We start from the raw sequence: 12,613 nt of genomic DNA on the forward strand, positions 1-12,613 counted from the left end.
CACCACAAATGCCTTGATCCACCTTTACCGGCGTTCGTTCCGGCACCGGCTCAGGGTGCGACCAAGGCATCCCGTGGTGGACCCGACCGCTTACATGTCTAGACAGCAGCGAGAACGGCGACGTAGTCGGCAATAGCCAGCGACGCCGTAAGGCCGGGCGATTCAATCCCGAACAGATTGATCAGCCCGGCTACGCCGTGATCGCGCGGTCCCTGAATGACGAAATCCTGCACTGCCACCGCCGGGGGGACGATCTTCGGACGGATTCCCGAATAGGCTGGCGCCAATGCGCCGTCGGGCAAGCCGGGCCAATAGCGGCGGATCGCCGGATAGAATCGCTCCGCCCGGGCAGGATCGACCGCGTAGTCGATCTTATCGACCCATTCGACGTCGGGCCCGAACCGGGCCTGTCCTGCCAGGTCGAGGGTCAGATGCACCCCGAGCCCGCCCGGCTCCGGCACCGGATAGATCAGGTGCGAGAACGGCGCGCGCGCGCTGCAACTGAAATAGTTGCCTTTGGCCAGATAGGCTGCCGGCACCAGTTCGGCCGGCATCGATGTGATACTCCGCGCCACCGCGGTCGCGGCCAGCCCCGCGGCGTTGACCAGCAGGCGGCATCCCAAGGCCATCGGCGCCTCGCCGCCGATCTCCAGCACAAAGCCGTCGGCGGTGGCGTTGGCCCTCAGCAGCGGCGCATGAAAGGCGCAGGCCGCGCCGGCATCCTCGGCGTCGCCGCGCAGCGCCAGCATGTAAGCGTGGCTGTCGATGATGCCGGTCGACGGCGACAGCAGCGCCGCTTCGCAATTCAGCGCCGGCTCCAGCGACCACGCCGCCGCGGCGTCGAGCGTCCGCAGATCGTCGACGCCGTTTGCTGCGGCATGGGCCTGGATCGATTTTAGCCTTTCCGATTCGGCCGGTGTGGTGGCAACGATCAGCTTGCCGCAATTGCGATGCGGGATGCCGTGATCCCCGCAGTAGTCGTACAGCGCGCGCTTGCCGGCGACGCATAGCCGGGCCATCAGGCTTCCGCCGCGATAATAGATGCCGGCGTGAATCACCTCGCTGTTGCGCGACGAGGTTGCGGTGCCGATCGTTTCCGCCGTCTCCAGGACAATCACCTCGAGTCCGGTTCGCGCCAGCCGCCGTGCCGTCGCAAGCCCGATCACGCCGGCGCCGACGACGACGCATTCAACTCTTTCCATTTCACACTCGAAACCTGAACCGATCTTCAGATCATTAAGACCGCGGCTGGAACTCCGCTTTGTTATCGCGACGTTAACCATGCGGGGTCAATTGGTGAAATTTAAGTCAAATTGTCCGACCCCGGACATGCTCGTTTACGCCATCCAAACTCGTCCAGCGAGAAAATGCACCAGGAAGTTCCGGGTGTTTCATGGCTGGCAAGTTTCGGCAAGCAGGCGGCATAGCAGCGACAGCGATAGTGGGAGCGGCGTGGCTGGCAGGTCTCGGTGCGCAGCGCGCTGCCGCGGCCGCAGCGACCGACTTCGCGCCGTCGGGCTATATCGAATTGCTCGAGCCGGAAACCATGTGGGAGCTGCTGATTGGCGGTTTTGTCGTCGCGTCGTTCCTCGCCGCCGTCGCGCTGTGGACGATGTCGACCTTGCGCCGGCAGAGGCGATCGCATCATCGCAAGAACCTGTTGGTCAATTCCGTCCTGAACAATCTCAAGCAGGGGGTGGTGATCGTCGATGCCCGGAACAAGGTGGCGTTCTGCAACGACCGCTTTCTGGAGATTTATGGCCTGACCCGCAGCGATGTTCCGCGCGGCATGACCGGCTTGGAATTGCTCGACCTGCGCCGTGCGCGCGGCACGCTGGATCTCAGCACGGAGGATTTCTACAAGAATGCCAGCTCCGCTCAGGGCCATATCGCCGAACTGCCCGACGGACGATCGGTGCTGGTGAGATTCTCGCAGTTGCCGAACGGCAGTTCGGTGGCAACTCACGATGATTGCACGGAGCAGCGCGTGCTGTCCCAGCAATTGGCCAGGACCAAGCAATTTCTGGAATCGGTAGTCGACAATATCCCGGTCTGCGTCGCCGCCAAGAACCTCGAGGACGGCCGCTACATCCTCGTCAACCGCGCGTTCGAAGCCTTCATGCAACTAGGTCGCGACCAGATTCTCGACAAACGTCCCGAAGAAATTTTCTCTCCGCAATCGGCGGCGGCGATCAGGGAAGCCGACCAGCAGGCGCTGGCCGCGTCGGAACGCCCGCTGCAGATTGAAATGCTGATCGAGCGCGACGAGCGCATATGCATGCTGGCGACCAACCGCGTGGTCGCCCGCGACGACAAGAACCAGCCCGAATATCTGATCGCCTTGTTCGAGGATGTCACCGAACGCCGGGCGATGTCCAAGGAGTTCGCGAAGACCAAGAAATTCCTCGAACTCGTGGTCGACAATGTACCGGTGTCGCTCACGGTGCAGGACGCCGGCGACGGACGCTATTTGCTCGCTAACCGTGGTGCTGAAACCATCCTCAACCGCCGCCGCGAGGATGCCATCGGGCTGACCTGCAGCGACATCTTCAACGCCAAGGAAGCCAAGCTGATCGCCGATCGCGACGCGATCGCGATTGGAAAGAAGCAATTGCTCACCGAAGAGCACCCGATCAGCACCAAAGACGGATTGCGGCTGTTCCTGACCCGGCGCATGACCGTGCTGGACGACATGGGCGAGCCGCAATATCTGATCAAGACCCATGAAGACGTCACCGATCGCCGCCAGACCGAATCCCGGATGGCGCATATGGCCTATCACGACGGCCTGACCGACTTGCCGAACCGCCCCGCCTTCATCCAGGCGCTGTCGCAGATGATCGAGGCCAGCAGGACCGGCAAAGACGAGTTCGCGGTGCTGTCGGTCGATCTCGACGGCCTCAAGGAGATCAACGACGTGTTCGGCCACGCCATCGGCGACAAGCTGCTGATCGAGGTGTCGCGCCGGATCGAGACGGCGTCCCGCGGCGGCGTGGTGGCGCGGCTGAGCGGCGACGAGTTTGGCCTGATCATCGACGGCCCGCAGCCCGCGGCCGCGAGGGAACTCGCCGAGCAAGTGGCCAAGGCGCTGGCGACCGGTTTCGTGATCGACGGAAAATCGGTGCGGATCGGCGTCACCACCGGCATTTCGGTGTTCCCGAGCAACGGCATCGACGCGGCGTCGCTGCTCGCCAATGCCGGCGCGGCGCTGTTCCGCGCCAAGGCGAAATCGCGCGGTTCGGTGAGCGTGTTCGAGCCGGAGATGGATCTGCAGATCCGCGACCGGCGGGTGCTGCATCAGGATCTGTCCGGCGCGATCCGCAATGGCGAACTCTCGCTGCACTATCAGCCCCAGGCGAGCAGCCGCACCCGGATCGGCAATGGGGATATTATCGGCTTCGAAGCGTTGGCCCGCTGGCACCATCCGGTGCGCGGCCTGGTCCCTCCTGGCGAATTCATTCCGCTGGCGGAAGAGAGCGGCTTGATCGTCGAAATGGGCGAATGGATCCTGCGCGAGGCGTGCCGCGAGGCCGCATCTTGGCCGAAGCCGTTGCAGATCGCGGTCAACCTGTCGCCGGCGCAATTCCTCAACACCGATCTGGTCGGCTACGTGCACACGATCCTGCTCGAAACCGGGCTGAAGCCGGGCCGGCTGGAGCTGGAAATTACCGAGGGCGTGCTGATCGAGGATTTCGACCGCGGACTTGCTTTGCTGCGGCGGCTGACGGCGCTGGGCGTCCGGGTCTCGATGGACGATTTCGGCAGCGGCTACTCCTCGCTGACCTATCTGCAGGCGTTCCCGTTCGACAAGATCAAGATCGATCGCGCCTTCATCATGAACCTTGGCCGCAATCCGCAGTCTGCGGCGATCGTCCGCGCGGTGATCAACCTCGGTCATGGTCTCGGCGTCTCGATCGTCGCCGAAGGCGTCGAGACCCAGGAGCAGCTCGACTTCCTGGTCGCCGAGGAATGCGACGCGGTGCAGGGCTACTTCATCGGCAGGCCCGCTCCGATCCAGCAATATGCCGCGCTGGTCGGCGCCGCCGCGCCGGATGTCATGGAGTCCGAGCGCAGGACCGGCTGACGTTCGATCGTTCGGTCGTTCGTCCCGGCGCTGCCGCCGATCAAGCTGGACACGTCCCTGAAGTCCGGCTCTTGTGCGGGTCCGGGACTGTTGCGGATCGTCGCGCATGGCGGACTATGACGTTGCGATCATCGGCGGCGGGCTGAACGGCACCGCGATCGCGCGCGATGCCGCCGGGCGCGGCCTGCGGGTGATCCTGTTCGAACAGGACGACCTCGGCAGCGCCGCCTCGTCGTCGTCGTCCCGGCTGATCCAAGGAGATCTGGCGCGACTGGAGCGTGGAGCGCTGCTGTCGGTGCGGACTGCATTGGCAGAGCGAAGCACGCTGTTGCGGACCGCGCCGCATCTCACACGGCCGATCCGCGTCGTGATCCCGGCGCATGCCGACGAGCGTCGGCCGTGGCAGCTGCGCGGCTTGCTGCTGATCCACGATGCGCTGGCGTCCGGCTCGGGATTACCGTCGGCCACGACGCTCGATGTCACCCATCACCCGGTCGGAGTCGCGCTGCAACGGCCCTTCGGCACCGCCTTCGCCTATTCGGGCTGCGCCATCGACGACTCCCGACTGGTAGTTCTCAACGCGGTCGATGCCGCCGAACGCGGCGCTGCGATCCGGACCGGGGCGCGCTGCGTTCGCGCCGACCGCGGCGACAGCTGGCGGCTGGCGGTGATCGATCGCGGCCAGCGTCGGGTGATCACGGCGAGGGCGCTGGTCAACGCCACCGGCGCCTGGACCGGGTCGGTATTCGACACGGTGTTGCGGCTTCCGGCGCCGCCGCTGCGGCTGCTGAAGGCGACCAGGATCGTGGTCGGGCGGCTGTTCGAGACCGACCATGTCTATCTGCTGCAGAACCATGACGGCCGTCTGATCTATGCGGCGCCCTATGGCCCCGACTTCACGCTGGTCGGCTCGGTTGAGCGTGGTTTCGAGGGCGATCCCGCGATCGTGGCGGCGACCGCCAGCGAGATCGCCTATCTGTGCGACGCGGCCAACCGGTATTTCCGCGCGCGGATCGAGCCGGCCGATGTCGTGCGCGGCGTGGCGGGCGCCAACGCCGTGGTCGACCGGCGGGCGCGGCGGCCGGTGCGCGACGGATTTCTGCAACTGGAGCATCGGACCAACGAAGCGCCATTGCTGACGATATCGGCCGGCGACATCACTACGTCGCGCAAGCGGGCGGAGCAGGCGGTGTCGCTGCTGACGCCGTTCTATCCGATGTCGCGACGCTGGACTGCGACCGCACCGCTGCCGGGCGGCGACTTCGCCTGGGCGCGGTTCGACGATCAGGTCGAAAAGGTGCGGGAGAGCTGGGGCTTCCTGGGCGAGGCCGAGGCGCGCCGTCTGGTAGCAGCCTACGGCACACGGGTGGAGCGGGTGCTTGGCACGGCGCAAAGCCGCGACGAGCTTGGACCGACGTTCGGGCCGGACCTGACCGGCGCCGAGGTCCGCTATCTGATGCGCGATGAATGGGCGCGGTTTCCCGAAGACGTTCTGTGGCGGCGCTCCAAGCTCGGCCTGACCATGCCGGTGCAGGATCGCGAACGACTTGCGGCGTTCATGGCCGAGGCCGGATGATTACTGATCTTGATGCCGCCGTGTGCGGGGCGAGCTTGAGCTGGTCATGATCCGCCGTTAGCGTGCGGTTGGAAGACGAGGTCGACGGTTGATGGCTGAGGATATTGCAAACTCCGGGACGCTGCCGGACTCCGTCGATACAAGGTTGCCGCCCAAGGATGCGCCATTGTTGCGGATCGACGCGGTCGAGAAGCGCTTCGGCGGATTCGTCGCGGTGGACGAATTGTCGCTCGAGATCAGGACCGGCGAATTCTTCGCGCTGCTCGGGCCGAGCGGCTGCGGCAAGACCACGCTGCTGCGGATGCTGGCCGGGTTCGAGAGCCCGGACCGCGGTCGGATCCTGCTCAACGGGCAGGATATCGCGGCCGTGCTGCCGCACCAGCGTCCGGTCAACATGATGTTCCAGAACTACGCGCTGTTTCCGCATCTTTCGGTGGCAGGCAACATCGCCTTCGGCCTGAAACGCGCCGGCCTGCCGGGCGCCGAGATCGCCGACCGGGTGGCGGAGATGGTGGCGCTGGTCAAGCTCGAGGGGCTGGAGAAGCGGCGGCCGGATCAACTGTCGGGCGGCCAGCAGCAGCGCGTCGCGCTGGCGCGGGCGCTGGCGCGGCGGCCGCAATTGCTGCTGCTCGACGAGCCGCTGGCTGCCCTCGACAAGAAATTGCGCGAGAGCACCCAGCTCGAATTGATGGCGCTGCAGCGTCGGCTCGGCACCACCTTCGTGATCGTCACCCACGATCAGGAAGAGGCGATGACGATGGCCGACCGGATCGGCGTGATGGAGTCCGGCCGGCTCGAACAGGTGGCGACGCCGCGCCAGCTTTATGAGGCGCCGGTGTCGCGCTGGGTCGCGGAATTCGTCGGCGACATCAATATTTTCGAGGGCACTGTTGAGGCGCGCGACGGCGGTCGGCTGACGATCGCGACCCGTGACGCCGGCGCCATCGTCGCCGCCGCGCCGCGGCAGCCGGGCGAGACGACCAGGATTTGCGTCGCGATCAGGCCGGAGAAGGTCAGGCTATCGCGCCGCGGTCCGGTGGCCGACGCGGTCGAGATCGGCGCGATCAACCGGCTCGAGGGTGTGGTGACCGACGTCAGCTACCTCGGCGGCCTGACCGGCTACACGGTCAAGCTTGACGACGGCGCATTGGTGCGGGCGTCGATGGCTAACATCGCACGGCTCGATATCGATTCCTATGCGGCGGGCCAGCGCGTGGTGGCGTGGTTCTCGCCCGACGATTGCGTGGTGCTTGAGCGATGAGGGCAAGCCGATGAGTACAAGTCGATGAGTGCCAGACGCATCTTCACCCGGCCGGCACGGATCGCGGTGCTGGCGCCGTATCTGTGGATGGCGCTGTTCTTCCTGGTGCCGTTCGGATTCGTGGTCAAGATCAGCCTGTCGCAGACCGCAATCGCGCAGCCGCCTTATCTGCCGGTGTTCGATCTCGCGGCCGGATGGAGCGCGATCAAGGCGGCGTTCGTGGCGCTGTCGCTCGATAATTTCCGGCTGCTGGTCTCCGACAATCTCTATGTGCTGTCCTGTCTGCGCAGCGTGATCGTCGCTTCGGTCTCGACCGCGATCCTGCTCGCGATCGGCTATCCGATCGCCTACGGCATGGCGCGACTGCCGAAGTCGTGGCAGCCCTTGGCGATGATGCTGGTGATCGTGCCGTTCTGGACCTCGTTCCTGATCCGGATCTATGCCTGGATCAACATCCTGCAGCACGACGGGCTGCTCAACAAAATCCTGCTGGCGCTGCACGTCGTCGCGGCGCCGGTGGTGTGGCTGTCGACCGACACCGCGATGTTTGTCGGCATCGTCTATTCCTATCTGCCGTTCATGATCCTGCCGCTGTACGCGACGCTGGCGAAGCTGCAGCCGTCGCTGCTGGAGGCCGCGGCCGATCTCGGCGCGTCGCCGCGCCGCGCGTTCTGGCTGGTGACATTCCCGCTGTCGCTGCCCGGCGTCGGCGCCGGCGTGCTGCTGTGCTTCATTCCGATCGTCGGCGAATTCGTGATCCCCGATCTGCTGGCCGGCTCGGATTCAATAATGATCGGGCAGACCCTGTGGCTGGAATTCTTCACCAACCGGGACTGGCCGGTGGCATCGGCGCTCGCGGTCGTGCTGCTGGCGCTGCTGCTGCTGCCGCTGCTGATCTACGAACGCCTGCAACGCCGGCAGTTGGAAGGAGCGCAGTGATGGCTGCGCGCGCGTCACGACTCACCCGGTTCAATATCGCCGCGCTGGCGCTCGGCTTTGCGTTTCTGTATCTGCCGATCGTGATCCTGGTGATCTATTCGTTCAACGCCTCGAAGCTGGTCACGGTGTGGGGCGGCTGGTCGCTGCGCTGGTACGGCGATTTCTTCAACGACCAGGCGATGCTGGCGGCAGCCTGGATGAGCCTGCGAGTGGCGCTGGTCTCGGCCACGGCGGCGACCTTGCTCGGCACGCTGGCCGCGGTGGCGCTGTCGCGCGGCGGTCACTTCAGGGGCCGCACGCTGTTTTCCGGAATGCTGTACGCGCCGCTGGTGATGCCGGAAGTGATCACCGGGCTGTCGCTGCTGCTGCTGTTCGTGGCGCTCGACGCCGAGCGCGGTTTCTGGACCGTGACCATCGCCCACACCACGCTGACGATGTGCTTCGTCGCGGTGGTGGTGCAGTCGCGGCTCGGCTCGCTCGACCGCAGCCTTGAGGAGGCCGCGATGGATCTCGGCTGCGATCCGGTGCGGGCGTTCTTCGCCGCCACCGTGCCGTTGATCTGGCCTGCGGTCGCGGCCGGCTGGATGCTGGCCTGCGCGCTGTCGCTGGACGATCTGGTGATCGCCAGCTTCACCACCGGGCCGGGGTCGGCGACGCTGCCGATCCGGATCTATTCCGAGGTCCGGCTCGGGGTGAAGCCGGAGATCAACGCGATCTGCACGCTGATCATCGGGGTGGTGACGCTGGTGATCGTCGCCGCCTCGCTGGCGTCGAAATTGTCGAGCGCGCGCGGCGAGAGCGCCGCGCCGCTATAGGCCGGGAATCTCGTGATATGGCATCATTTCAGTCGAAACTTGCCCAGTCGTTGGGCTGGTTAATCATATTGAAGTATTCTTAATCGAATATGGCGAAAATTGCGCGGAGTGAATGCCTCAGAAGAATCGTAGCGGATTTGAGAGGTTTCACATCATTCAAAATACCGTTTGAGCCTGCTCGAAGAGCGATCTCGATCGGTGGCGATTGAGTGCAAGATTCCTAGCTTCCAGCATCGGACCGAAGATCGATGAGTGGTACTGAGCATTCGGAAGCGAGGAGGCATGCCGATGCAGCGCGCGAGATGAGCCAGCGTGCGCTCGCGCAAATGGTATCTTTGTCCGGTAGCGATGAGAACAGCTTTCTTGTCGAAGCGCTGAACGAGACGGCAATCGTGGCGGTCACGGATGTCAAGGGCCGCATTCTGCATGCGAACGACAAATTCTGCGAGATCAGCGGTTACTCGCGCGAGGAACTGATCGGACAAGATCACCGGATCCTCAAGTCCGGTGTGCACCCAGACCAGCTGTTTCGGGAGATGTACCGCGTCATCGGTAACGGTCGGGTCTGGCGCGGCGAATTCTGCAACAAGGCGAAGTCAGGCCGACTGTATTGGGTTGACACCACGATCATTCCGCGTCGTTCCATGAGCGGAAAGGTCATCGGCTATACTTCGATCCGAATTGACATCAGTCAGCGCAAGCAGATGGAAGAAGCACTGCAGCGAAGCGAAGCGCTCAATCGCTCGACCATGATGGCTCTCGGAGAGGGCATTGTCGTTCAGGATCCGACAGGGGCGATCGTTTCGTTCAATCCTGCGGCTGAGAGAATTCTGGGGTTGGGCGGCGACGACATCAGTGGGGTTACGTCCGTCAGTCGGCGCTGGAGAGCGATCCGGGAAGATGGTCGAGAGTTTCCGGAGCACGAACATCCTGCGATGGTGACGCTGGCAACCGGAGAGCCGCAAACCGACGTGGTTATGGGGTTACGGAAGCAGGACGATTCCGTCGCATGGATTTCGATCAATTCGGTTGCGATTCCGGGGCGCGATGGCAGGTCGGTTGTTACGTCCTTTTCCGACATCACCGAGCGGCTGAGAACAAAGCAGATCCTCACCGAGTCGATCGCGGCAATCCCTGAAGGGTTCGTCGTCTACGATCGGGATGATCGCCTGATTGCCTGCAACGATGCCTACCGCAACATCTATTCAGCGTCCGCATCCGCGATCCGAGTCGGTGCGACTTTCGAGGAAATACTCACTTGTGGCCTACAGAATGGGCAGTATCCAGAGGCCGGCGATTCAGTTGAGCAGCGTGCCGTTTGGTTCGCGCAACGTATGGTCCTCCATGCCGGCACCGCGTCGGACCTCATACAGCATTTACCCAACGGTCGATGGGTCCAGATTCGCGAGCGACGGACTCCGAGCGGATATGTCGTGGGTTTCCGCGCCGACATTACCGAGGTCAAGCGCGAAACAGCTCGCCTGAGAGCTGTGATCGACAATTTCCCGGGAGGCATCTCGCTATTTGATGCCGATCTAAATCTCATCGCGTGCAACGAGTCATTTCGCACGCTCCTCGATCTGCCCCTATCGCTGTTTGATCGCGGACTGCCCACACTGGAGGCGATATTCCGGGCAAACGCTGAGCGCGGAGAATATGGCCCTGGCGAGATCGACCAGCAGGTCCTTGAGCGTATTGAATTGGCGAAACGACACGAACCTCACGTGTTCCAACGGGTTCGACCGAACGGCAAGGTACTTGAGATATGCGGAATCCCTGTCTCGGGCGGCGGTTTCATCAGTACATATGTGGACATCACCGATCGTCATGCGGCTGAACGTCTTCTGGCCGAAAGCGAGCAGCGAGCGCGAGAGCAGTCGGCAAGCCTCCAGGTTACGCTCGCTCACATGAGCCAAGGTCTGTCGATGTTCGATGGGCAAGACCGATTGATCGTTTGGAACCAGAAGTTCGCCGAGATCTATGGTCTCACCCAGGAATTGCTTAAACAGGGCACGCCGGCAAAGGCGATTTCAGCCCATCTTCCGAGTGTTGGTTTTGTTGAAACGGATCAACCAAACTGGCGAAGAATGATTGCCGCTGGCCACGAGCTGACGGCGCGGCTTCGCGGCCGCGACGGTCGAGTGATTGAGGTAATCTATACGCCGGTTTCCGGGAGCGGCTGGGTTGCCACACATGAAGATATCACGGATCGGGTTCTCTCTCAGAAGAAATTGACGCGTCAAGCCGAGGAATTGGCACGCATCAACATGCAGCTTGACGCCGCGCTCGCGAATATGTCGCAAGGCTTGTGCCTGCTGGATCGAAATGGCTGTCTTGTTCTCACCAACAAGTACTTTCGCGAGATGTACGGCTTCAGCGAGCGGCAGATGCGTCGCGGTCTGCCGGTCCGTCAGCTTGTCGAGAGCTATGCAGAAAAATTCTCGACGCCCGGCTTTACAGTCAGCGAATTCGTCGACGCCATCCCGAATCAGGAAACCCGAGTACTGCAGCTCTCCGATGGTCGAGTCATCCAAATCCGCAGAGCGCCGACACCGGACGGGGGTTGGGTTGCAACGCATGAGGACATCACCGACCGGGAACGGTCGGCCCAGCAGGTGTCGTACCTGGCATTCCACGATCTCCTGACCGGCCTCGCCAATCGAACCGTCTTCAACAAGAAAGTCGAGGAGGCATTGGCCGATCGAGGCGATGGCCTCAATGTGCTTCTGATCGACCTGGATCGATTCAAGTCGGTCAACGACTGCTTTGGTCACGCCGCAGGAGATCACTTGTTGAAGTTGGTCGCCGGCAGAATGAGTAAACTCGTTCGCAACGGGGATCTGGTCGCACGGGTTGGAGGTGATGAATTTGCCATTCTTCAGAGGCCTACGGAGAACCAACGCGAGGCAGCCATTTCACTTTCGGCAAGGCTAGTTGAAGCGCTTGCGCAACCCTACGATCTAAATGGCAGGCGGGCGCTGATCGGAACCAGCATCGGGGTTGCAATGAGAGCCGACCCAGACGAGTCGATGGAAGGTCTTGTCCATCGAGCTGACCTTGCCCTCTATGAAGTCAAATCATCCGGCCGAAATGGCTACCTGATTTATGATGAGGCACTTGGAGGTCGCGCTCAAGAGCGGCTAGTACTGGAGAACGATCTACGGAAGGCAATTGCCGCTGGCGAGTTGGAACTACATTATCAGCCCATTGTCACTCTCGGGAGCCGCCAACTTTGCGGAATGGAAGCCCTCATTCGTTGGCGTCATCCGACCGAAGGGATGCTGTCTCCCGATCGCTTCATTCAACTCGCGGAAGAAACCGGGCTGATTGTTCCTCTCGGAGAGTTCGTTGTCAGGCAAGCCTGCAAGGATGCGTCGAATTGGCCGGCCCACATTAGGGTTGCGGTCAACATTTCGCCGACTCACATCAAGCGCCGAAGCTTGCTCGATACCGTTGCTGATGCATTGCTGCAGACCGGTCTGGAGGCCGACAGATTTGAAATCGAGGTCACTGAGACAGTGCTGATGCAGCATGACGAAGATGTGCTTTCCGAACTGCATCAGTTGCGCAGCCTTGGTATCTCAGTCGCCCTTGACGATTTCGGAACTGGCTTCTCCTCCTTGAGCCATCTACGGATGTTTTCATTCGACAAGATAAAGATCGATCGCTCCTTTGTTGCTGAGATAACGGAGCGCTCGGATTCGGCGGCGATCGTATGTGCGGTGACTGGGTTGGCTCGCGCGCTTGATATCGTCACGACCGCTGAAGGAATTGAATCGGAACAACAGTTGCAGCTTCTTCTGTCGGCGGGCTGTACCCAGGGTCAAGGGTTCCTGTTCGGTAAGCCCAAGCCAGTCTGTGAATTCGCGGCTGAAGATTTCGGAGTTCGGGCGATCGAGATGGCCGGCTGGCGAAAAAGAAACTAGCGGCTAAGCAAA

General features: G+C 62.6%; 7 protein-coding genes. 6 read left to right on the forward strand and 1 reads right to left on the reverse strand.

Annotated elements, in window-relative coordinates:
• Positions 1–98: 98 nt before the first annotated feature.
• Complete coding sequence (locus tag HXX15_RS18685) at positions 99–1,202, reverse strand: NAD(P)/FAD-dependent oxidoreductase (RefSeq protein WP_296517878.1); 1,104 nt, start codon at positions 1,200–1,202, stop codon at positions 99–101.
• Between the two features lie 191 nt (positions 1,203–1,393).
• Between HXX15_RS18685 and HXX15_RS18690 the strand changes: the two genes are divergently transcribed.
• From HXX15_RS18690 to HXX15_RS18715, 6 genes are all read left to right on the forward strand, one after another.
• A complete protein-coding gene (locus tag HXX15_RS18690; protein ID WP_296517879.1) occupies positions 1,394–4,084 on the forward strand; it encodes an EAL domain-containing protein in 2,691 nt (896 codons plus the stop codon).
• Between the two features lie 106 nt (positions 4,085–4,190).
• Positions 4,191–5,660, forward strand: a complete 1,470-nt coding sequence (locus HXX15_RS18695) for a glycerol-3-phosphate dehydrogenase (protein ID WP_296517880.1) — start codon at positions 4,191–4,193, stop codon at positions 5,658–5,660.
• Between the two features lie 91 nt (positions 5,661–5,751).
• The gene (locus HXX15_RS18700; protein WP_296517881.1) at positions 5,752–6,921 is read left to right on the forward strand and encodes an ABC transporter ATP-binding protein; all 1,170 of its coding nucleotides are present in this window, start codon (positions 5,752–5,754) and stop codon (positions 6,919–6,921) included.
• A 24-nt stretch (positions 6,922–6,945) separates the two neighbouring features.
• Entirely contained in the window at positions 6,946–7,860 is a 915-nt protein-coding gene (locus tag HXX15_RS18705; RefSeq protein WP_296517882.1) for an ABC transporter permease subunit, read from the forward strand.
• Complete coding sequence (locus HXX15_RS18710; RefSeq protein ID WP_296517883.1) at positions 7,860–8,675, forward strand: ABC transporter permease subunit; 816 nt, start codon at positions 7,860–7,862, stop codon at positions 8,673–8,675. Before HXX15_RS18705 ends, HXX15_RS18710 begins: the two co-directional genes overlap by 1 nt.
• A gap of 248 nt (positions 8,676–8,923) precedes the next feature.
• Positions 8,924–12,601 (forward strand): PAS-domain containing protein, encoded by a 3,678-nt coding sequence (locus HXX15_RS18715; RefSeq protein ID WP_296517884.1) that lies wholly within the window; start codon positions 8,924–8,926, stop codon positions 12,599–12,601.
• The last annotated feature ends 12 nt before the right edge of the window (positions 12,602–12,613 follow it).

The sequence above is a fragment of the Rhodopseudomonas sp. genome, assembly GCF_013377015.1.
Taxonomy (GTDB): domain Bacteria; phylum Pseudomonadota; class Alphaproteobacteria; order Rhizobiales; family Xanthobacteraceae; genus JARJEH01.

What these genes read in the sequence shown, in the direction of transcription:
- HXX15_RS18685 (WP_296517878.1), bottom strand. Translation starts at nt 1,202, where the DNA reads ATGGAAAGAGTTGAATGCGTCGTCGTCGGCGCCGGCGTGATCGGGCTT.
- HXX15_RS18690 (WP_296517879.1), top strand. Translation starts at nt 1,394, where the DNA reads ATGGCTGGCAAGTTTCGGCAAGCAGGCGGCATAGCAGCGACAGCGATA.
- HXX15_RS18695 (WP_296517880.1), top strand. Translation starts at nt 4,191, where the DNA reads ATGGCGGACTATGACGTTGCGATCATCGGCGGCGGGCTGAACGGCACC.
- HXX15_RS18700 (WP_296517881.1), top strand. Translation starts at nt 5,752, where the DNA reads ATGGCTGAGGATATTGCAAACTCCGGGACGCTGCCGGACTCCGTCGAT.
- HXX15_RS18705 (WP_296517882.1), top strand. Translation starts at nt 6,946, where the DNA reads ATGAGTGCCAGACGCATCTTCACCCGGCCGGCACGGATCGCGGTGCTG.
- HXX15_RS18710 (WP_296517883.1), top strand. Translation starts at nt 7,860, where the DNA reads ATGGCTGCGCGCGCGTCACGACTCACCCGGTTCAATATCGCCGCGCTG.
- HXX15_RS18715 (WP_296517884.1), top strand. Translation starts at nt 8,924, where the DNA reads ATGAGTGGTACTGAGCATTCGGAAGCGAGGAGGCATGCCGATGCAGCG.